Here is a 21538-nt window from a genome sequence, read left to right as displayed (position 1 = left end):
TGACGTTATGAGGCACATGATTCACATTCGTCGACTTCAACGGTCGTTGAACGTGTGTAGTAAATGGATTTCATTCCGAGTGACCACGCCTCAAGGTGCATCGCCAACATTTCGGTCGCCTTCACGTCATTTTTGACGTATAGGTTGAAGCTGATTGCTTGGTCGATGTGACGCTGACGGGCCGCGTTTTGACGGATGCTCCAGAGCTGGTCGACTTCGAACGCTGATTTATAGAACCAATTCGTCTCCGGATTGAGGTCTGGGACCGTGACCGGGATCTTATAGTTTTTCTTCTCTTCCGAATAGACCTTCTTATAGATTGGATCAATCGAGGCGGTGCTGCCGGCGATAATGGCCGTCGACGAGTTCGGTGCGACCGCCATCATGTAGGCGTTACGGACACCGTTCTGATTCACTTTGGCAGCCAGTCCATCCCAATCGAGATCGTCGTGTGAGCGATAGTTACGGCGTTTGAAGTACTCACCGGTATGCCACTCCGATCCTTCGAACACGCCGAACGCGCCTTTTTCTTTGGCTAGTTCCATTGACGCTTGAATCGTGAGGTAAGCGATCTTCTCATACAGCTTCTCCGCATACTGGACGGCATCGACCGATTCCCAACGGATCCCTTCTAGGGCGAGCAAGTGATGCCAACCGAACGTTCCGAGTCCGACGGCACGGTATTTTTGGTTCGTGATCATCGCTTGCGGTACTTCAATCGTGTTCAAGTCGATGACGTTGTCGAGCATCCGCATTTGAATCGGGATGAGTCGTTCGAGCACATCTGACTTCACGGCCCGGGCGAGGGCGATTGAGCTCAAGTTACAGACGACGAAGTCGCCAGGCGTTTTCGTGATCACGATTTTTCCGTCCGCTGTGTACTCTTCATCGATGGTTGTCGGTGACATGTTTTGCGCGATCTCTGAACAGAGGTTCGAGCTGTAAATCATGCCGGCGTGCTTGTTTGGGTTGGCGCGGTTCACGGCGTCACGGAAGAACATGTATGGTGTTCCTGTCTCGAGCTGTGAGCGCATGTATCGTTTGACGAGGTCGATGGCTGGTACCGTTACGCGCGAGAGTTCAGGTGTATTGACGCACGCCATGTATTTCTCGGTGAACGAACCGCCGTTTTCCGTCTCATCATAGAAGTCTTCTAGGCTGAAGCCCATGACCGTACGAATCTCGTGCGGGTCGAACAAATGCCAATCGCCGCGGGCTTCGACCGTACGCATGAACAAATCAGGCAAACAGATGCCCGTGAACAAGTCATGGGTCCGGAGGCGCTCATCCCCGTTGTTCAATTTCGCATCGAGGAATTCGAAGATATCCTTATGCCAAATGTCGAGGTAGACGGCAATCGAACCTTGGCGCATACCGAGCTGGTCGACCGAGACGGCCGTGTTGTTCAATTGCTTCATCCAAGGAAGCGCACCGCTCGAGACGCCTTTAAAGCCTTTGATGTCGCTGCCGCGTGAACGAATTTTGCCGAGATAGACGCCGATTCCGCCGCCGCCTTTCGAGAGCGTGGCCACGTCTGTGTTCGAGTCGTAGATGCCGCGGAGCGAATCGTCGACCGTATCGATGAAACATGAGCTGAGCTGGCCATAAGATTTCCCGGCGTTCGATAGTGTCGGTGTTGCCACTGTCATATAGAGGTTCGATAGTGCCCAGTACGCCTCTTCGACGAGTTTTACACGTTGATCGGCTTTCTCGTTTTGCATGAGCGTCATGGCGATGACCATAAACCGCTCTTGCGGCAACTCGTACAAGTTTTTGACGTGGTCGCGACCGAGGTAACGGTCCGATAACGTCCGCAGACCGATATAAGTGAACATACGGTCACGTGACGGGTCAATCAACGTCTCCAAGTAGGCGATGTCTTCTTTCGAGTACGTATCGAGTAATGCTGATGTGAAAATGCCTTTTGTCGTGAGCATCTCAATCATTGGATAGAGCGCGCCATAACGCATCGAGGCGTCATAGCCACGGTTACGGGCCGCTTCTAAATAGAGGCGGTTTAAGTACATTTCTGTGGCGACGAACGTCCAGTCCGGCTCTTCGGCCTTCAACATGTCAAGGGCGTGCATCGTCAAGAGCTCATATACTACATCTTGTGTCAGTGTCTTTCCTTCGAGCGCCCGAACGGCTCGTTCTTCGTATCGTTCGACACTAAGCTGTGGGTAGCGTTGTTTTAATGATTGGATCAATGTCGAGACGTCAGTAAGTGTCGGCGTAGCAGCCAACATCGTCTCGTGATGGATAGGGGATGTCAAAACGATCACTCCTTCTTCGGATGTAGATATTATAAAGGTATAGCGGAACTTGTCCGATTCGACGTCAATGATGGATGAACGTGATAAATATCCGTTAACTATATATTGACGTTTTCTTGTCTTTTTAATCATAAATCACCTATATTTAGTTTTGCAATCTTGACATTCGGCAAACTGTCGACGCCTAGATTACTTTTACTCAAAAACGGCGCTATCATCCGATTTGAGATGAGATATGAGATAGAAAAAAATTAAATTGACGTTCATATGAAAAGGCATGCAAGTTTATGTAAGCGGTCAATCATGAACCAGATGTTAAAATAAACGAGAATATCATTACATTTTGACGCATCTGTCAGGAAATTAATCATCTGGTCGACCACTATATATAGGGACGACTATTTTTTAAAAAGGAAGGAAATTTGAGCGCTCACTAGCATCGAACTGAAAAGTGATGTAGATTGAGGGAGTACGATCTGAAATCAAGGTAAAAAGAAGGGTTTAACAAATGAGAGCAGAAGACTTATTATTAGCATGGGACCCACTCGGTTACGGGATTGGGTCGTATGGACCAGAGTTTGATGATATCGCCTTGGCGCTCATTCACATCGACACAATCGATGAGTTGGATGAAGCGGTTCGCCGGATTTTGACAGACGCGTTCGGCGACTGTCCAAGTGAATCGGAAACACGGGCCATGGCGGAACGACTACTCGCGTCTTCAGAAGCTTGTCAATTATAAGGGGGAACCACGATGTTACGTATCGATCCAACACCGAATCCAAATGCAATGAAAATCACACTTCCTGAGAACGTCTTTGGCGCGAAAAGCCAAAGCGTGAAAGCCGGAGAAGAGACGGACCAACCGCTACTCGCGAAACTCGTCGCCATCGAAGGCGTGGAGAGCGTGTTCGCTTATGGCGATTTCGTCACGGTATCAAAAGAGAACGGCGTCAGCTGGGAAGCGATCTTGCCGCACGTCGAAACAGCTTACCGCGGATGAACCCGCTCGTTACGATCGTCATTCCGGTCTACTCACGGGAGACGGAATTGACGGAACTGCTCGAAAGTCTGGTCGTCCAGACGTTCGGGTCGTTCGAAGTACTTGTGATCAATAATGACGGGCCGCCAAAACAGCATCTTTTGGCGCCTTTTTTGAATCGATTATCGATTCGCTATATCGAGCTCGGCGAGAATCATCACGTCAAAGCCCGCAACCGCGGCGTAGAGGAAGCGAAAGGCGACTATATCCTGTTGCTCGACGATGATGATTTGCTCATGCCGACCCATATCGAACAAGCGCTCGAGGACATCCGTTCGGCCGACCTCGTCTTCACGGATGCGGAACTGTTCCGCTTCGCGTGGGAAGATGGGTGCCGTCGCGTCACTGACTGGGAGGCATTCGCCTACGACCTCGATTTGAAGCGACTTCGCCAAGACTCGACGTTCATCCCGTCCGGTACGCTGTATCGAAAACGGCTTCACGACGACATCGGTCCGTTCGATGAAGCCGTCTATAACTATTGGGATTGGGACTTCATTTTACGCGTCAGCGAAGTCGGGACGATTCGTCATCCGGCCCGTGCGACGGTGCTCTATGCATTCAACGGTACGGACAACCTGTCGGCCAAACAAGACGAGACGCGTCGTCGCTACTTTGATCGGTTCTGTCACAAGCACGGCCTCGTCGATATGGAGATGAAAAACTTCCATATCGTCCAAGCCGAGCGGCGGGACTATGTGAGACAGACAGAAAGAACGTTCACAGGGGCGTTCCCCGGTAGAACGGAAGGAGAATAACTATGTACACATCAAAAGAACTAGAACTGCTCGAGCTGCTCGAAGAGAAAGGTTACCTCGAGACGAAACTGTTGGCGAACTTGCTCGCGACCGACGAGGCAACCGTCGAGGCGATGCTCGAGAAGTTCAAAGCCGACGGGATTTTGCTCGGTTTCCGAGCGATGGTCAACTGGCAAAAAATCAACCGGCATGACGTCACGGCGTTCATCGACGTCAAAGTCACTCCGAAACGGGGGCGCGGTTTCGATGAGGTCGCGGAGCGGATATATCGCTTCCCGGAAGTGACGGCGCTCTATTTGATGTCTGGGGCTTACGACCTGCAAGTCGTCATCCGGGCGCACTCACTCCAAGACGTCGCATCGTTCGTCTCGGACAAGTTGTCACCGCTCGACTCGGTCGTCTCGACGACGACGCACTTCAAGTTGAAGACGTATAAGCATGATGGTATTTTATTCACCCCACAAGTCGAAGACAAACGGTTGAATATTACGCCATGAAGTCACTGTCCCAACAAGTCGTCTCAATGAAACCGTCCGGCATCCGCCGCTTCTTTGATTTGGCGCAAACGATGGAAAACGTCGTCTCTCTCGGGGTGGGAGAGCCGGATTTCATCACGCCGTGGAATGTACGCGAAGCGAGCTATGCGGCGCTCGAGCAAGGCTATACGGCCTATAGCGCGAACGCCGGTCTCCTCGAGTTACGTCAAGAAATCGCTAGTTATATGACGGACCGGTTCGGGGCGACATATGACCCGACGACGGAACTGATCGTCACGACGGGCGCGTCGCAGGCGCTCGATATCGCCTTCCGGGCTCTCCTCAACCCAGGTGACGAAGTCATCGTCGTCGAACCGGCTTTCGTCTCGTACGGGCCGCTCATCGAGCTCGCCGGCGGGACGGTCGTCCCGGTCGCCTGTCGTCCGGAGAACGGGTTCCGTCTGAACCGGGAAGACGTCGAAGCGGCAATCACGGAGCGCACGAAAGCGATGCTCCTCTGCTTCCCGTCAAACCCGACCGGAGCGACGATGACGGGTGAAGAACTCACCGAGATCGCGGAACTCGCGACGAAACATGATCTTTGGGTCGTCAGCGATGAGATTTATGCCGAGCTGTCGTATGATGAGCCGTTCACGAGTTTCGCGACGCTCCACGATATGCGCGAGCGGACGATCGTCGTCAACGGGTTCTCGAAGGCGTTCGCGATGACAGGCTGGCGGCTCGGTTTCACATGTGCGCCGGAAGTCGTGACACGGGAAATGCTCAAAGTTCATCAGTACGGCATGATGTGTGCCCCGACACTCGTCCAATTCGGCGGTCTCGAGGCACTCCGTAGCCGCGATCAACATGTACCGAAGATGGTGAAGAGCTATCGACAGCGCCGTAACTACTTCATCCAGGCCCTCAATGACGCCGGATTACCGACGCACGTGCCGGGAGGCGCGTTTTATGCCTTCCCATCAATCCGTCACACGGGCTTGACGAGCGAAGAGTTTGCCGAGCGTCTCTTGCTCGAGGAGCGGGTCGCGGTCGTACCAGGCAACGCGTTCGGTGCGAGTGGTGAAGGGTTTGTCCGAGCCAGCTACGCGACGTCGGTCGAGCAATTACAAGAAGCGATTCGTCGCATCGATCGGTTCATGAAACAGTTCGAAGTGACGACCACAATGACAGACTCTCAGCGATGAGGGTCTGTTTTACGTTTTAGTGGTATAATAGATGGGAAAAGACGAGCGAGGTGAGGCCGTTGGAACGAGTAGATTTTATAGCAATCGGATGTGGGCCCTACAATCTCGGGTTGATGGCGCTCAGCGAATCGACGAGATTGACGGGAGTTTGCTTTGAGGAGCGGGCCGACTTCAATTGGCATGAAGGGATGTTGCTCGAAGCAGCCACGATGCAGACGCATTATTTATATGACCTTGTGACGCTCGCTGACCCGACAAGCCTTCACAGTTATGTGAACTACTTGAAACAGAACGGCCGCTTGCAGACGTGTTTGAATCGCTCGAGAGCGGCAAACTCGGGGAAGAGATTTTCAGTGTGTCGTATGTCGACTATTTCAATCGACTGCCATATACGGAACGTGAGCACCTAGGGAAGGCTTTTGAGCGGTTTCGCAACGGCGTCAACCTGGAGACGCTCCGTGCGATTTACGGGTCGCTATATCATCGGACGGCGGACGGATCGGACCAAGCGACGAACTTGTACACGCAAATTGAAATCGAACGCGTCTCCCATTCTTCGAATTATCTTGTCGAAGGGACTCACCAGCATACCGGAGAATCGTTTACGAACGAGTATGATGCCGTCGTGGCGGCGACCGGATATCATCCGCGCATCCCGGCATGGGTCGACCGGGTTGAGATCGAGTGGGAGGCTGAAAATCAGTGGCGCGTCAACGATCGCTATCAAATCGCGACGCAGACCGCATTGGCCGGTAGTCTGTTCACCCACACAAACTTAGAACATTCGCACGGGCCGGCGGCAACGAATTTGGGGATGGCGGTATATCGGAACGCGATCATGTTGAATGAAATGGTGGGAGAAACGATGTTTGATGTCGCCGCGCAACAACCGTTCACGAGTTTTTGAACAAAAAAAGGGCTAGGCCTAAGCCTAGCGGAATCAGGGGGGAATACTTGAAGTCTTGCTTGATTTGTATTTACCCGACCGGTCGACTTTGAAACACGAAAATAATCCCAAATAATCTTTTTTACTAATTTGTACACTTTATCGAAAAAAGTATGTTATAGTAAGTTGATGAATTTAGCATAGGAGTGTTTGTAATGGCAAAATACGAAAAAGATCAAGTTTTAAAAGGTAAAGTAACAGGAATCCAACCTTTCGGTGCGTTCGTCGCACTCGACGACGAGACTCAAGGTCTTGTCCACATCTCTGAAATCTCACACGACTACGTGAAAGACGTGAACGAGTACGTTCAAGTCGGTCAAGAAGTTGAAGTGAAAATTCTTGATGTTGATGAAGCATCTAAGAAAATCAAGCTTTCAATGAAAGCGACACAAGAAGCTCCAAAACGCGAGAAGTCGGCTAAGCCAGCTCGTCGTGGCGCACCACGCCGCAACGAAGCTTCAAACTTCAAGCAAGAAGAAGCTCCAGGATTCACTGTCCTCAAGGACAAACTCGAAGACTGGATCAAAAACACGAACTTCAAGAAGTAAGTGATTGAGACGATCTGCCTTGTGCAGGTCGTCTTTTTTTTTTGTACAGGAGATGTCCCCATCGGTCTCGAACTGTACAGAAAAGGAGTGAGGACCATGAGAATCGGAATCATCGGTACAGGCGGGATTGCCAAGACCGCCCATATCCCGCAATACATCGCGACAGGGGCTGACGTCGTCGCCGTCATGAATCGGACCCGGGAGCGCGGGGAAGCGGTGGCTGAACAGTTTGGAATCGAACGGGTGTACGAGACGGTCGAAGAGATGCTCGTCACAGAACAACTCGATGCGGTCAGTGTGTGTACGCCGAACGCGCTCCATAAAGAACAAGTCATCGCCGCGCTCGAGGCAGGCTGTCACGTCCTCTGTGAGAAGCCACCGGCCATCTCGGCCCGTGAAGCGAACGAGATGCTCATAGCGGCCCGGAAGGCAGAACGAACCCTTCATTACGGGTTTCATTACCGGCACCGGTCGGACACACAATTATTAAAACGTATGATCGATGACGGTGAACTCGGGCACGTCTATGCGGCCACCGCGCTCGCCCTCCGCCGTCGCGGCATCCCAGGGTGGGGCGTATTCACTGATAAGGAGCTACAAGGAGGCGGTGCACTGCTCGATATCGGGGTACATATGCTCGACCTGGCGCTCTATTTGATGGACTATCCGAAACCGGTCGACGTGGTCGGTCACGTCGGTCAATATCTTGGAACGCGACCCGGTGTCGGGCTGATGGGCGACTGGGACGCGGACGCGTTCTCGGTCGAAGACACGGCCCGGGCGATGGTCACGTTCGACAACGGGGCATCCTTGTTCTTAGACGCGAGTTTCATGGCCAACGTCGAGGCGGCGGACACGATGCGGGTCGAATTGCGAGGAACGGAGGGCGGGGCGTCGCTGTTCCCACTCGTCATCCATACGGAAGAGCACGGTGCGTTGTTCGATAAATCACCGGCCCATCTCGCGCTCGAAGACCCATATGCGAGACAGATTCGAACGTTCCTCGAGGCGTGCCGTCAGGAGCCGTCGTACCGGCAAGCAGAACAGGCGGTGACGCTCCATACGATCATCGACCGTATCTACACTCAGGGCTGATTGCTTTTCAATCATAAAAAACAGGGTATATAGTGTAGGTGTTACATATTTTCGAAGGAGGATGAATTATGCACAACTTTGAATACAAGAACCCGACGAAACTCATTTTCGGGACGCATCAGATTGAAAAACTCGCAGGCGAGTTGAAGGCGCTCGACGCCAAGAAAGTGATGCTCGTCTATGGAGGCGGGAGCATCAAGAAGAACGGCACGTACGATGAAGTCGTGACGGAACTGAATAACGCCTCAATCGACTTCGTCGACTTCTCAGGTGTTGAACCGAACCCACGCATCGAGACAGTACGTCGCGCGGTCAAGCAAGCACGCGAAGAAAACATCGATGCGTTGCTCGCGGTCGGTGGCGGTTCGGTCATCGATTGCACGAAACTCATCTCGGCGGCCATCCCGTACGAAGGGGATGCATGGGACATCGTTCTCCGCGACCATATTCCGACAGAAGCGATCCCGTTTGGTACAGTGCTCACGCTCGCAGCGACAGGTTCAGAGATGAACTCAGGATCGGTCATCACGAACTGGGAGACACAAGAGAAGTACGGTTGGGGCCATCCGCTCGTCTATCCGACGTTCTCAATCCTTGATCCGCGTTACACGGTATCGGTACCAAAAGATCAAACAATCTACGGTATCGTCGACATGATGAGTCACTGTTTCGAACAATACTTCCACCCGAACCATGCACCGGTCCAAGAGCGCATGACCGAAGGCGTCTTGAAAGCGGTCGTCGAATCGGCACCGAAGCTCGTCAATGATTTAGAGAACGTCGACTTGCGTGCCATCATCTTGTTCTCAGGTACGATCGCCTTAAACGGTGTGCTGCAAATGGGTGCTTCAGGTGACTGGGCGTCACATAACATTGAGCATGCGGTATCGGCTGTCCATGACATTCCGCACGCAGGAGGGCTCGCCATTCTGTTCCCACGCTGGATGGAGCATGTGCTCGATGAAGACAATGCGGCACGTTTCGCCCGCCTCGGAACAGAAGTGTTCAATGTTGAACCGGCCGACACGGATTTGGAGACGGCGAAGCGTACAATCGCAGCCGTGCGCGCCTTCTTCGATGAGCTTGGTGCACCAAGCTCGCTCCGTGACTATGACATCGACGAGTCGACATTCGACGCCATCCTTGATTCTGCTATGAAACGTGGTGCGTTCGGTCGCTTCCGTACGCTCGAACGTGAAGACGTGGCGGCCATTCTTGAGTTGAGCAAATAAGGCGATTTGATGCCTATTTTGCAATAATGATTGAACGAATCCGACGTTTCCGTTTATGATGGGTCATGTATGGCTCTTCAAGGAGCGATTTAAAGGAGGAAATGACATGTCAACAGTACGTTTCGATTATTCAAACGCCCTGTCTTTCGTCGGGGAACATGAAGTCGATCAATTGCAAGAAACCGTGAAAGCAATGCATTCGGTCATCCATGACCGTAGCGGGGCAGGTAGCGACTTCCTTGGGTGGGTCGACCTTCCAACAAACTATGATACGGATGAGTTTGCCCGCATCAAAGCGGCCGCGGAACGAATCCGCGAGAACTCGGACGTCCTCGTCGTCGTCGGAATCGGTGGATCATACCTCGGCGCACGCGCGGCAATCGAGATGCTTCAACATTCATTCTTCAACGTATTGTCAAAAGAAGAGCGCAACGCGCCACAAGTCTTCTTCGCTGGTCACAACATCTCGTCTACTTATTTGACAGAGTTGCTCCACGTGCTCGAAGGCAAAGACGTCTCGGTCAACGTCATCTCGAAATCGGGAACGACGACAGAGCCGGCGATCGCGTTCCGTGTCTTGAAACAGTTCATGGAAGACAAATATGGTCAAGACGGTGCTCGTGAGCGCATTTATGCGACGACAGACCGTGCTCGTGGCGCCTTGAAGACGCTCGCGGATGCAGAAGGTTACGAAACGTTCGTCATCCCGGATGACGTCGGAGGCCGTTTCTCGGTCCTCACACCGGTCGGACTCCTTCCGATTGCGGCGGCAGGCATCGATATTGACGCTCTCATGGAAGGTGCACGCGACGCACAAGACGCGTATTCGTCACCAGAGCTCTCTGAGAACGAGGCGTACCAATATGCTGTCGTCCGTAACGCCTTGTATGCAAAAGGCAAGTCGATCGAGTTGCTCGTCAACTACGAGCCGGCCCTTCACTACGTGTCAGAGTGGTGGAAACAGCTTTACGGCGAGTCGGAAGGAAAAGACAACAAAGGGATTTTCCCGGCGGCAGTCGACTTCTCGACCGACCTCCACTCGATGGGGCAATACATCCAGGAAGGTCGTCGTGACTTGTTCGAGACGGTCATCCGTGTCACGAACGTCCGTCATACGATGAACGTGCCAGAAGACGCACAAGACCTCGATGGCTTGAACTTCCTTGCCGGCGAAACGATTCAATTCGTGAACGACAAGGCAGCCGAAGGAACACTCCTCGCCCACACGGACGGAGAAGTCCCGAACCTCGTCGTCGAATTACCGGAGATGACGCCGTACCACCTCGGTTACTTGTTCTACTTCTTCGAGAAGGCATGCGCGATGAGCGGATACATTCTCGGGGTGAACCCGTTCAATCAACCAGGTGTGGAAGCGTACAAAGCGAACATGTTCGCGTTGCTTGGAAAACCAGGTTACGAAGAGCAAAAAGCTGAGCTTGAAAAGCGTTTGAACCAGTAATTTCGAGTAGGTCCGCTCCGGCGGGCCTATTTTTTTGTTTGAAACTGGAGGAAGACAAGGTAAAGTGAGAGTAGACAGGGGAAGGAAAGGGATGGACTATGTTGACATTCACAGACTACTATCACAATAAAGTCGAGTTGAGCTTTGCGCACTATCCATTTTCGGATACGCCGCTCCACGTCTGGGTCGTCGCCCGCTACGAGAACCAATGGGTGCTGACGAAGCATAAACAACGCGGACTCGAGTTCCCGGGCGGAAAAGTTGAGCCTGGCGAGCATGAGGACGATGCCGCGATTCGGGAAGTGTATGAAGAGACGGGCGGTGTCGTGAAGACGCTGCATTATCTCGGACAATACCGCGTGCTCGGACGCGGGGACACGGTCATTAAAAATATTTATTTTGCTGAGATTGAGCGCTTTGACGATCATCCGGCAGTCGATGAGACCGACGGAGCCGTCTTGATGGCGGAGTTGCCAACGAATTTGCTCCGGAACAACCGGTACAGCTTCATGATGAAGGACCGGGTGCTCCCGGAAACGATGAAGGTGCTCCATGAAAAACGCTTGGTTTGACCGAGTCGAGGTCCTGCCGCCGTATGCCGGCTATCCGATTCACCGAGGCTGGTATGCGACGCGCGACGGTGAGGACGTCGTTGCCTATACAATCACGCCGAAACGGCCAAACGGGCACGTCTTGTTTTATTTGCGTGGTGGGACCGGACGAATCGGGGACGTGCGTTTGCCCCGGTTGATGCAGTTTGCGGCCAGAGGCTTCCACGTCGTGGCTCCCGTCTATCGGGGTAACCATGGCGGAAGCGGGAAAGAGGACTTCGGCGGGGCGGACTTAGAGGACGTCTTGTCTCTCTACGATCGCGTCCGTCGAACGGATACGTTTATTCATGCCCTTGGTTTCTCGCGCGGGGGCATGATGGCGTTATCGCTCGCTGCGGAACGGCCGCTCACGTCCGTCACATCATGGGCGGGTGTCACCAATCTCGAGTGGACGTATGAAGAACAGCGCTCGATGCGGAAAATGCTCCGTCGCATGACCGGGGGGGACCCGGAAGCGGCGCGTGCGGCTTATGTGGAGCGTTCGCCTCTCTACAAAGACTGGGAGGCCCCGACGTTATTGATTCACGGGACAGACGACGAGCAAGTGCGACTTCGTCATGCGACAGCCGTGGCCGAACGAATGGGGGAGCGGGCCGAGCTTTGGGTCGTTCCGTTCGCCCATCAACTCCCGTTTTGGGAAAAGTGGAAGACGACCGAAGAGGCAATGGATTGGATGTTAGCCATCGCACAAAAAAATGACTAGTGCCTACTCGGGCGCTAGTCATTTTTTATTAGACGATGATTGGACCGGCCGCAACGACCGCCTCACTCGTTTTGGTGAATCGCTTAAAGTTGTCTTGGAACTTACGGGCGAGCGCTGCCGCCTCGGCGTCATAACGGGCCCCGTCTTTCCATGTACCACGCGGATCAAGCACGTCCGCTGGCACTCCGTCGATGTGGCGTGGAATCTCGACGTTGAAGATGTCGTGGCGCGTCGTCTCGACGTCACGTAGTTTTCCGTTGACGGCAGCGTTCACCATCGCCCGTGTATAGGCGAGTTTCATCCGTGAGCCTTCCCCGTATGCTCCGCCAGTCCAACCCGTATTGACGAGATAGACGTCGACGTCATGTTTCTCGATCAACGTACCGAGCATATCGGCATATCGTTCCGGCGCGAGTGGCAAGAACGGTGAACCGAAGCATGTCGAGAACGTCGCTTGTGGTTCAGTGACACCGCGCTCCGTACCGGCGAGCTTCGATGTATAACCCGATAAGAAGTGATACATCGCCTGCTCCTTCGTCAATTTGCTGATTGGAGGCAACACCCCGTATGCGTCAGCCGTCAAGAAGACGATCGTGTTCGGATGCCCGGCCCGTGAAGGAAGCATCGCATTATCGATGAATTGAATCGGATAGGCGGCCCGTGTGTTTTCGGTGAGCGAGATGTTCTTGTAGTCCGGCGCGCGAGACTCGTCTAAAACGACGTTCTCAATCAACGAGCCGAATCGGATGGCATCATAGATTTGTGGCTCGTTCTCACGCGACAAGTTGATTGTCTTCGCGTAGCAACCGCCTTCGATATTGAAGACGCCGTCTGGAGACCAGCCGTGTTCGTCGTCGCCGATCAAATGTCGCTCTGTATCGGCCGATAACGTCGTCTTTCCGGTACCAGATAGTCCGAAGAAGAGAGCCGTCTCACCGGCGTCCGATACGTTCGCCGAGCAGTGCATCGATAAGACATGCTGCTCTGGTAACAGGAAGTTCATGACCGAGAAAATCGACTTCTTAATTTCGCCGCCGTATTCTGTTCCCCCGATCAGAATGGTCCGCTTGGCGAATGAGACGAGAATGAACGTTTCTGAGTTCGTCCCGTCGACGACCGGGTCGGCCTTATAGCTCGGTGCATAGATGACCGTGAACGGCTCGAAGGCACCTTGTGTCGGCCATTCGCGCAAGAACAATTGTTTCGCGAACAAGTTGTGCCATGCGTATTCCGTGATGGCCCGGACCGGAAGCGTGTAATGCTCGTCTGCACCGGCAGACGCTTCGAGATAATAAAGTTTTTCTTTCGTCTCGAGATGTGTGAGCACTTTATCGAGTAGTGCGGTGAACTTCTCTTCCGCGATCGGTTGGTTGACCGGACCCCAGTCCACTAAATGATTGCTGACTTCATCTTGCACGACGAATTTGTCTTTCGGTGACCGTCCTGTGAATTTACCTGTACTGACCGATAAAGCCCCGTCTTTCGTCAGTACGCCTTCCCCGTTGCGAATGGCTTCTTCCACCAGTTCTGGAACCGTTAAGTTCCGCTTCATGTCGGCACCTTTAATTAATTCTTCGATTTTCAGGAGCGTTGTCGCCATCCTGAATCCCACCTTTCCCCTAAATAGATGTGGATGAAATCCGCATACTTCCGCGTTTAATTAGTATGACGTTTTTATTATATGTGACATACTAATCAAAAACAAGCATTTTTTACCCCTTAAAGTAAGCGCTTTCTTACATTGTCATTCTAACATATTCTGTACCAGGTCATAGTACAAAAACAAAAACCGTCAAAAAAATGTTTGATATTTCACAAATATAACTAATGGACGTACATGAAAAGTTTGACGAATTCGGTCGATACGCTTGACAGAACGGGGTGTCATTTATATGATGGTCTTCGTAACGGATACTCTTATTCTGAGCGGTGGAGGGAACAAGGCCCTACGAAGCCCAGCAACCGTCCGATTTGTCATTGTTATTCGGAAAAGGTGCTATCCTGAAGCGAAGCGCAAGCTTCGAACGATAAGAGGGTAAGGAAGAACGATTCAACCTTTCCCATTGAACATGGCGAAAGGTTTTTTTCATTACCGTCCCAAAGCAACGCGTAAGGGGAACGAGTACCGTCCACACATCACCCTTATTATAGGAGGTTTTTCGAAATGGCAAACTTGAACCGTCGACTTTTCACTTCGGAGTCCGTCACGGAAGGACATCCGGATAAAATTTGTGACCAAATCTCAGATGCGATTTTGGATGCAATTTTAGCTGAAGATCCAAACGCCCGCGTTGCGGCTGAGACATCTGTCACAACAGGTCTCGTGCTCGTAGCGGGTGAGATCACAACATCAACTTACGTGGATATCCCGAAAGTTGTTCGTGAAACAGTTCGTGAGATCGGCTACACACGTGCGAAATATGGTTTCGATGCAGAGACTTGTGCGGTCCTCACATCGATTGACGAGCAATCAGTAGACATCGCCCAAGGTGTCGACCAAGCGCTCGAAGCTCGTGAAGGACACATGACTGAAGAAGAAATCGATGCGATCGGTGCTGGTGATCAAGGTCTCATGTTCGGTTACGCAACAAAAGAGACACCTGAACTCATGCCGCTCCCGATTTCACTCGCTCACAAATTGTCGCGCCGTTTGGCAGAAGTTCGTAAAAACGGAACGCTCGCTTACCTTCGCCCTGATGGGAAGACACAAGTAACAGTCGAATACGACGAAGCGAACAACCCGGTTCGCATCGACACGATCGTCATCTCGACACAACACGCCGAAGACATCACGCTCGAGCAAATCCAAGCTGATTTGAAAGAGCACGTCATCGATGCGGTCATCCCGGCTGAACTCATCGACGCAGACACGAAATACTTCATCAACCCGACTGGCCGCTTCGTTATCGGTGGACCACAAGGGGATGCAGGCCTTACAGGACGTAAAATCATCGTCGATACGTACGGTGGTTACGCTCGCCATGGCGGCGGTGCGTTCTCTGGTAAAGATCCAACCAAAGTTGACCGTTCAGCGGCGTATGCGGCTCGTTACGTAGCCAAAAACCTCGTTGCAGCGGGACTTGCTGACAAAGCAGAAGTACAACTCGCTTACGCGATCGGCGTTGCCCACCCGGTATCGATTGCGGTCGACACGTTCGGCACAGGCAAATTGAGCGAGACTGAGCTCGTCGAACTCGTTCGCGAGAACTTCGACCTTCGTCCGGCCGGCATCATCAAGATGCTCGACCTTCGTCGCCCAATCTACAAGCAAACAGCAGCTTACGGCCACTTCGGTCGTACGGACGTTGAACTCCCATGGGAGCAAACGGACAAAGCGGCAGTGCTTGAAGAAGGCGCGAAACGCTTCGCATAAGACAGTAAAAACGACCTTTCTCAGCGAAAGGTCGTTTTTTTATGCTTGTGGTTTATTGTCATTTGATGATTCGCTATTGTTTGACGAGGTTTCTTGACCGAGCGCCGTATCTTTCGCTTCGACGACTTTCTCACCGATGTCTTGTAAATCGGACTTCGCTTCTTGCGCCGTTCCGACGACTTTGTTCACGTCTTCTTTGACGGTATCGACTTCACCAGCGACTTTTTCATAGACGTTTTGGACGTCAGTGGCAACCTCTTGGATGATACCAGAAGCCGATTTCACTTGGTCGATGACTTGTGAGGCTTTTCCGGCCGGGTCTTGTTTGACCGTATCGACGAGACCGCCGACCGACGATTTCGCGCTCGAGAACGATTGCTTCGTGTTCTCGCGGTTCGACGTACTAAGTAGGGCGAGCAATCCACCGACGAGGGCGCCGAGGAGCATCCCGGTCACGACGGTGATTTTAGGACCACCTGCATTTGATTGGTCAAACTGACGATTTGGATTGTTGGCTTGTTCTACTTGTGGATCGTGTTGTAGTTTCGGTTCCATAGTAACACTCCTTTTTGTAAGTTGGCATTGATACTCTTATACCCGAGTCAAAATGGAAAATAACGTCTTCCTTCATTTCGACATCAAAAAGTAATAAGCGGGCAGGATATTTTTTTGCTGATGGGGAATGATACTACTAGATTGGCCAAAAGGGGGATGCCGTTATGAAGATTCGAGAAGCCGTTCCAGAAGATGCCGCCACCATCCGCGACATTGCTCTCGCGACGGTCAGTGAACAAGACGAGGTTCGTTCAAAAGTGATGGAACGGGCTTATCAGCAGGAAGAGATCGTCCGCGCCATCAGTTCAAGCGAAGAAGCGAAAGAGCAGTTGTTCATTGTCGGTGAAGCCGAAGGCGACGTCATCGGGTTTTATCATGCGATCGACCGTGGGGACACGTGGGAAGTACTGCGACTCTATCTTCATCCGGCCCATCACCGACAAGGTCTCGGAACGGTCCTGTTGACTCATTTGCGCGAGCGCAAAGTTCAACCGATCGAACTGTACGTCGAAAGCTCGAACGAGCAGGCAATCGCTTTTTTAAATCATGAGGCGTTCATCGAGTTAAATCGGATTCAAGAAGAAGTGTATGACCAACCAATGGAACTGATTCACTTACGCTATGACCCAAGCTAAGACCCTAGACGGATTTTTCGGACAAACATCAGTCTCGGCTGATGTTTTTTGTTAGTATGGATATATGGACATAATAAAATGAGGTGACAGCATGACATATGAAGAAGAATCACGAAAAGGGGTCATCGTGATCGTCTACCCGCTCCAGTTCACGTCACGCTTGAGTGAGGCGTTTCTAGGGCGGTTACGCGATGAATATGAAGTCCTCGTCGTGACGGGACAGGCGGTCGGCTTGACCGCGGAAGACCATAAACTGTTAATCAAGAGTACGTTGCGCGAGGCGAGCCAGTACAAGCTTCCGATTCACGTCATCGCTTTCAGTCTCGGGGCGCTGTTGACGAACCGTTTGCTCCAGGAATACGATGTGCCACTCGGCAGTTTGACGTACATCTCGCCTTTGTTCGATTGGCATCCATCCCGCCAAATCGGTGGCTTGAAACAAGTCGTCGCGAGTGCAGTCGACCGTTTCCGTCCGGACTTACCGCTCGGCATGATGACGTTCATGGGTGCCGGGGAAGAGTCATCTCGCTTCGGTGAAATCACGTACGGCCAGTACCGCGAAATCGAGGAGGAAATCGTCGAGCATCAAGAAGAGAAGAAACATTTGCCGCGCCTTCCACTCGCTTGCTTCTATGCACCGGACGACCGCTTCGCCGATGTGAAGCTGACGCTCAACGTTTGCCGGAAAATCGGGGGCGATCAAGTGTACATCCGCCGACTCGAAGGATTCCCACATTTCGGCTATGAACGATTGAACACGAAGTTCGCGGAGACGCTTATCACGTTTTATGAATTGATCCGAGAATGAAAAAGGCGACTCGAGCGAGTCGCCTTTTCATGTGCGTTTTTCAATCGCCACGATGAACGGGGGATGATTGATTTGGTTGATAAAGCCGTAGCGGAGGACACCGGCGCGTTTTTGATCAAGTGACTCGACATATGCGAGCACTTCGTCGCGCTCGACCTTACCGCTCTCATGACCGTGATAGATGACGACGACGATGACGCCGCCGACGGCCATCACGTCGAGCAGTTGCTCGAGGGCGTCAATGGTCGTATTGCCCGTCGTCGTGACCGACTTGTCACTCCCTGGCAAATAGCCGAGGTTGAACACGGCTGCGGTGATGGGGCGTGTCTCGTCCCCGACGACCGCTCGGACCGTGTCATGGCTGTCGTGTATCACGGTGACACGATCGGCGAGTCCAGCTCCCTCGATGCGAGTGCGTGTCGCTTCGACCGCCGCGGCTTGGACGTCGAACGCATAGACATGTCCCGTCGCCTCGACGAGCTCGGCTAAAAATAATGTATCGTGCCCGTTGCCGGCCGTCATATCGATGGCGACGGCACCAGGCGTGATGTGTTCACGGAGTAAGTACTTCGCGAACGGTAACACTCTCATTAATCCCATGGCTCTCATCCTTCTTTTTTCCTTGGAAGGAATCACGACGCACCAGTTCGGCATCGATGGCGTTCAAGACGGCCATCTTGTGCCGGCTCCACGTCGGACCGATCAACAGATCCGGTGGCCCGTCACCGGTCAATCGATGGATGACGATCTCAGGTGGTAACAACTCCAACTGGTCGCAGACGAGCGAGACGTAAGTCGTCTCGTCCATAAGTTCGAGCAATCCTTTTTCATACTGTCGGGCGAGCGGTGTCTGTTTCAAGACGTGGAGCAGATGGATCTTGATTCCTTGTATGTCCATTTTAGCAACTTCTCGCGCCGTGTCGAGCATCATATCCGTCGTCTCGCCGGGGAGACCGTTGATGATATGGACGACGACGCGGATATTGCGCCGGCGGAGCTTAGCCAGACCGTCGAGAAACGTTTGATAATCATGGCCCCGGTTGATCTTTTTCGCCGTCGTGTCGTGAATCGTCTGTAGGCCGAGTTCGACCGTGAGTGACGTCCGCTCATTCAACTCGGCGAGGTAGTCGACGACGTCGTCCGGTAAACAGTCGGGCCGGGTCGCAATCGACAGACCGACGACTCCTTCTTCCGCGAGGGCGGGCTCAAACAGCTCTCGCAGCCGCTCGACTGGGGCGTACGTGTTACTGAACGCTTGGAAGTAAGCGATGTAATGGGCCTGTTTCCACTTCCGGTGCAGTCGAGCTTTCACTTCGGCGAATTGGACCGAGATCGGATCGCAGGCATTACCGGCAAAATCACCACTGCCGTCGTCCGAACAGAACGTACAGCCGCCTTTCGAGACGAGCCCGTCCCGGTTCGGACAAGTAAAACCGCCATCGAGCGGCACTTTGAACACTTTCCCACCGAACTCGCGGCGATACGCTTCATTTAATTTGTGATATCTGGCTTTGCCAAACGGGTTTTGCATACATATCCTCTCCTTCTTTGCTCATGCTATCACAAGCTTCCCTCGTGTTTACTTCATAATAAGTAATTTTTCTTGACACTTATGGAGCGTTCCGTTAGCTTGGAGAAGGACTTATTTTTGATTCGGCCGTCGCGCCGAATTTTTATCGTTTATTGGGAAGGAAAGGAGTAACTGGTATGAACAACAAAATGCCGATTTCGGTTTGGATTTTGGTCATCGCGATGGCGCTCAATACGACGGCGGCGTCTTTTTTATGGCCATTTAACACACTCTATATTAATGGATATTTAGGTGAATCGATGACGCTCGCAGGGATTGCCCTGCTCGTCAACTCGGCGCTCGCCATCGTCGGGAACTATATCGGGGGCACGCTGTTTGACCGCATCGGTGGGAAACGCACACTCATCCTCTCGGTCGGCCTATTGCTCGCGAGCTCGCTCGGGTTCTTGTTGTTCCATGCCACGTTCCTCGGGTACTTGGGTTGGCTCGGCTTGATCGGCTTCTCCGGCGGTCTTGTCTTCCCGACGGTGTACGCGTTTGCCGGCTTGATTTGGCCCGAAGGCGGTCGCCGTTCGTTCAACGCGATTTATGTCGCCCAAAACGTCGGGGTCGCTCTCGGTACGGCGATGAGCGGTCAAATCGCGCGCATCGACATCGAATGGATCTTTTACGCGAACTTCTTCTTATCAGTGTTATTCGTCCTTGTCCTCTTGTTCGGGCTCCGTTATTTGAAAGACCCGGCGCGTCCAGTCGTCCAGTCACAGCTTGAGGCTGCGGCGACGACGCTCTCTGCTGCGACGATGAAATCGATGTGGTTCGTCGCCATCGGCTATGCAGCCCTTTGGTTCGTCTACGTGCAATGGCAAGGGACGATTGCCGTCCATTCGCAAGACCTTGGCGTGACGATTAGCCAATATTCCTTGCTTTGGACGGTGAACGGGGCGTTGATCGTGTTCGCCCAACCGCTCCTCAACCGAGCGCTTCGTTACTTTGAAGATGATTTGAAGAAACAGCTTGTCGTCGGAGCCGTCATTTTCCTCGCGGCCTTCGTTATTGTTCCGTTCGCGGGTGGCTTCACGATGTTTATGGTCGCGATGGTCGTCATGACGATCGGGGAGATGTTCATCTGGCCGGCCGTGCCGACGATTGCCGCGAAGCTCGCCCCTCCTGGGAAAGCCGGACAGTTCCAAGGACTCGTCAATATCGCGGCCTCGGTCGGACGGATGATTGGTCCAACGCTCTCCGGTCTTGCGTTTGATTTGCTTGGTATGAATGCGGTATTTGGTTTGTTACTCGTTCTCATTTTGACGGCACTCGTCTTCTTCATGAGAATTCGGACACTGAATGTTCAAAATTGACCGGGTGCGCACATTGGTTGCACGTCCGGAACGAGCGTGTCGGTGACTTTCATTCTAAAATGAAGACAAAGGATCCTTTCACATACTCGTTCCGTCGTTTCCTGTTTCAACATGAAGGGGATGTACACCATGAACGAAGAGGTCAACTTGCTCGTGCTTGCGACCCAATATATGTTCTGGGTCGGATTTGTCGGAATGGCAGCCGCCACGCTCTATTTTTTGGTCGAACGGAATAGTCTTGATCCAGAATACCGGTCTGTCGCCACCGTCGCGGCTTTGGTCACGTTCGTTGCAGCGATCCATTATTACTTTATGAAAGACGCGGTCGGTGATTCGGGGCTGTTGTCGGAAATCACTGGATTCCCGACAGAGATACGGTATATCGATTGGCTCGTGACGACACCCCTCCTGCTCGTGAAGTTTCCGCTGTTGCTCAGTCTGAAAGGGAAAATGAAGACAGGCCTCTTGACGAAGTTGATCGTCGCGGACATCATCATGATCGTCGCGGGGTATCTTGGAGAGTCTTCGATTAACTTGAATGGCGGCTTCACACAACTTGGTCTTTGGGGATATCTCGTCGGTTGTTTGGCCTGGATCTATATTATTTATCTATTGTTCACCAACGTCACGAAAGCGGCCGAATCATCTCCGGCCCCGATTCGAAAAGCACTGCTGAACATGCGTTTGTTCATTTTAATCGGTTGGGCGATTTATCCGATCGGTTATGCGGTCACGCTGTTTGCGACCGGTGTTGAGGTGCAGTTGGTGCGAGAATTGATTTATAACGTCGCTGATTTGATTAACAAGGTCGGCTTCGGGTTGATTGCCTTCTTCGCGGTCAAAACGATCTCGACGTTGAAACAAATTAAGACGTGATAGCAAGTTCACATTGACGTAGATTTTTATCTTGCGCTAGAATATAGAAGTGAG

The 21538-nt window shown here is 52.5% G+C and carries 23 protein-coding genes and 1 riboswitch; of the genes, 18 read left to right on the top strand and 5 right to left on the bottom strand.

Features of this window, described 5'->3' with window-relative positions; genetic code table 11:
* Window positions 1-5: 5 nt before the first annotated feature.
* Window positions 6-2273 carry a ribonucleoside-diphosphate reductase subunit alpha gene (locus EVJ34_RS06485; RefSeq protein WP_255417502.1) on the bottom strand — a complete coding sequence of 756 codons (2268 nt, stop codon included), beginning with the start codon at window positions 2271-2273 and terminating at the stop codon, window positions 6-8.
* A 508-nt stretch (window positions 2274-2781) separates the two neighbouring features.
* On the opposite strand from EVJ34_RS06485, the gene EVJ34_RS06480 reads away from it, so the two are divergent.
* The 13 genes from EVJ34_RS06480 (at window position 2782) to EVJ34_RS06420 (ending at window position 12348) form a co-directional block, all read left to right on the top strand.
* On the top strand, window positions 2782-3015 hold the full coding sequence (locus EVJ34_RS06480; protein ID WP_131485010.1) for a DUF1871 family protein: 234 nt from the start codon (window positions 2782-2784) through the stop codon (window positions 3013-3015).
* A gap of 12 nt (window positions 3016-3027) precedes the next feature.
* The gene (locus EVJ34_RS06475) at window positions 3028-3276 is read left to right on the top strand and encodes a NifU N-terminal domain-containing protein (protein ID WP_034778343.1); all 249 of its coding nucleotides are present in this window, start codon (window positions 3028-3030) and stop codon (window positions 3274-3276) included.
* Window positions 3273-4073 carry a glycosyltransferase family 2 protein gene (locus tag EVJ34_RS06470; RefSeq protein WP_131485009.1) on the top strand — a complete coding sequence of 267 codons (801 nt, stop codon included), beginning with the start codon at window positions 3273-3275 and terminating at the stop codon, window positions 4071-4073. Before EVJ34_RS06475 ends, EVJ34_RS06470 begins: the two co-directional genes overlap by 4 nt.
* A gap of 2 nt (window positions 4074-4075) precedes the next feature.
* A complete protein-coding gene (locus EVJ34_RS06465; protein ID WP_131437038.1) occupies window positions 4076-4570 on the top strand; it encodes an Lrp/AsnC family transcriptional regulator in 495 nt (164 codons plus the stop codon).
* Window positions 4567-5754 (top strand): aminotransferase, encoded by a 1188-nt coding sequence (locus tag EVJ34_RS06460; RefSeq protein WP_131485008.1) that lies wholly within the window; start codon window positions 4567-4569, stop codon window positions 5752-5754. Before EVJ34_RS06465 ends, EVJ34_RS06460 begins: the two co-directional genes overlap by 4 nt.
* Window positions 5755-5813: 59 nt before the next feature.
* Window positions 5814-6164, top strand: a complete 351-nt coding sequence (locus tag EVJ34_RS06455) for a SidA/IucD/PvdA family monooxygenase (RefSeq protein WP_161568881.1) — start codon at window positions 5814-5816, stop codon at window positions 6162-6164.
* On the top strand, window positions 6110-6661 hold the full coding sequence (locus tag EVJ34_RS06450) for a SidA/IucD/PvdA family monooxygenase (RefSeq protein WP_236636656.1): 552 nt from the start codon (window positions 6110-6112) through the stop codon (window positions 6659-6661). The genes EVJ34_RS06455 and EVJ34_RS06450 overlap by 55 nt, the downstream gene beginning before the upstream one ends.
* 194 nt (window positions 6662-6855) lie before the next feature.
* On the top strand, window positions 6856-7248 hold the full coding sequence (gene yugI / locus EVJ34_RS06445; RefSeq protein ID WP_016509788.1) for a S1 domain-containing post-transcriptional regulator GSP13: 393 nt from the start codon (window positions 6856-6858) through the stop codon (window positions 7246-7248).
* 96 nt (window positions 7249-7344) lie between these two features.
* On the top strand, window positions 7345-8343 hold the full coding sequence (locus EVJ34_RS06440) for a Gfo/Idh/MocA family protein (RefSeq protein WP_131485005.1): 999 nt from the start codon (window positions 7345-7347) through the stop codon (window positions 8341-8343).
* Window positions 8344-8411: 68 nt separating this feature from the next.
* Window positions 8412-9575, top strand: coding sequence for an iron-containing alcohol dehydrogenase (locus EVJ34_RS06435; RefSeq protein ID WP_131437048.1), 1164 nt, complete (start codon window positions 8412-8414; stop codon window positions 9573-9575).
* 106 nt (window positions 9576-9681) lie between these two features.
* Window positions 9682-11034: a glucose-6-phosphate isomerase gene (locus EVJ34_RS06430; protein WP_131485004.1), complete on the top strand. Its 1353-nt coding sequence runs from the start codon at window positions 9682-9684 to the stop codon at window positions 11032-11034.
* A 98-nt stretch (window positions 11035-11132) separates the two neighbouring features.
* Window positions 11133-11606: an RNA deprotection pyrophosphohydrolase gene (ytkD, locus tag EVJ34_RS06425; RefSeq protein WP_131437052.1), complete on the top strand. Its 474-nt coding sequence runs from the start codon at window positions 11133-11135 to the stop codon at window positions 11604-11606.
* The gene (locus EVJ34_RS06420; protein WP_131485003.1) at window positions 11587-12348 is read left to right on the top strand and encodes an alpha/beta hydrolase family protein; all 762 of its coding nucleotides are present in this window, start codon (window positions 11587-11589) and stop codon (window positions 12346-12348) included. The genes ytkD and EVJ34_RS06420 overlap by 20 nt, the downstream gene beginning before the upstream one ends.
* A gap of 28 nt (window positions 12349-12376) precedes the next feature.
* Here EVJ34_RS06420 and pckA read toward each other — a convergent pair whose 3' ends face one another.
* Complete coding sequence (gene pckA / locus EVJ34_RS06415) at window positions 12377-13948, bottom strand: phosphoenolpyruvate carboxykinase (ATP) (RefSeq protein WP_131437056.1); 1572 nt, start codon at window positions 13946-13948, stop codon at window positions 12377-12379.
* A 314-nt stretch (window positions 13949-14262) separates the two neighbouring features.
* A riboswitch (SAM riboswitch) is annotated at window positions 14263-14382 on the top strand.
* Between the two features lie 130 nt (window positions 14383-14512).
* On the opposite strand from pckA, the gene metK reads away from it, so the two are divergent.
* Complete coding sequence (gene metK / locus EVJ34_RS06410; protein WP_131437058.1) at window positions 14513-15721, top strand: methionine adenosyltransferase; 1209 nt, start codon at window positions 14513-14515, stop codon at window positions 15719-15721.
* A 39-nt stretch (window positions 15722-15760) separates the two neighbouring features.
* On the opposite strand, the gene EVJ34_RS06405 is transcribed toward metK, so the two are convergent.
* Window positions 15761-16276, bottom strand: a complete 516-nt coding sequence (locus EVJ34_RS06405; RefSeq protein ID WP_131485002.1) for a hypothetical protein — start codon at window positions 16274-16276, stop codon at window positions 15761-15763.
* A 164-nt stretch (window positions 16277-16440) separates the two neighbouring features.
* Here EVJ34_RS06405 and EVJ34_RS06400 point away from each other — a divergent pair, with 164 nt between their 5' ends.
* Together EVJ34_RS06400 and EVJ34_RS06395 are read left to right on the top strand one after the other, a co-directional pair.
* Window positions 16441-16911: a GNAT family N-acetyltransferase gene (locus tag EVJ34_RS06400; protein WP_114167468.1), complete on the top strand. Its 471-nt coding sequence runs from the start codon at window positions 16441-16443 to the stop codon at window positions 16909-16911.
* Between the two features lie 91 nt (window positions 16912-17002).
* Window positions 17003-17719: an alpha/beta fold hydrolase gene (locus EVJ34_RS06395; RefSeq protein ID WP_131485001.1), complete on the top strand. Its 717-nt coding sequence runs from the start codon at window positions 17003-17005 to the stop codon at window positions 17717-17719.
* Between the two features lie 27 nt (window positions 17720-17746).
* Here EVJ34_RS06395 and mnmM read toward each other — a convergent pair whose 3' ends face one another.
* Both mnmM and mnmL read right to left on the bottom strand, forming a co-directional pair.
* A complete protein-coding gene (gene mnmM, locus EVJ34_RS06390; RefSeq protein ID WP_131485000.1) occupies window positions 17747-18319 on the bottom strand; it encodes a tRNA 5-(aminomethyl)-2-thiouridylate-methyltransferase MnmM in 573 nt (190 codons plus the stop codon).
* A complete protein-coding gene (gene mnmL, locus EVJ34_RS06385) occupies window positions 18273-19250 on the bottom strand; it encodes a tRNA modification radical SAM protein MnmL/YtqA (RefSeq protein WP_131484999.1) in 978 nt (325 codons plus the stop codon). The genes mnmM and mnmL overlap by 47 nt, the downstream gene beginning before the upstream one ends.
* Before the next feature lie 176 nt (window positions 19251-19426).
* Here mnmL and EVJ34_RS06380 point away from each other — a divergent pair, with 176 nt between their 5' ends.
* On the top strand, window positions 19427-20608 hold the full coding sequence (locus EVJ34_RS06380) for an MDR family MFS transporter (protein WP_131437068.1): 1182 nt from the start codon (window positions 19427-19429) through the stop codon (window positions 20606-20608).
* A gap of 129 nt (window positions 20609-20737) precedes the next feature.
* Window positions 20738-21484, top strand: a complete 747-nt coding sequence (locus EVJ34_RS06375; protein ID WP_131437070.1) for a bacteriorhodopsin — start codon at window positions 20738-20740, stop codon at window positions 21482-21484.
* Window positions 21485-21538 lie beyond the last annotated feature (54 nt).

It is taken from the genome of Exiguobacterium sp. SL-9 (genome assembly GCF_004336985.1).
Lineage (GTDB): Bacteria > Bacillota > Bacilli > Exiguobacteriales > Exiguobacteriaceae > Exiguobacterium.
This window is presented reverse-complemented; position numbering and strand designations above follow the sequence as displayed.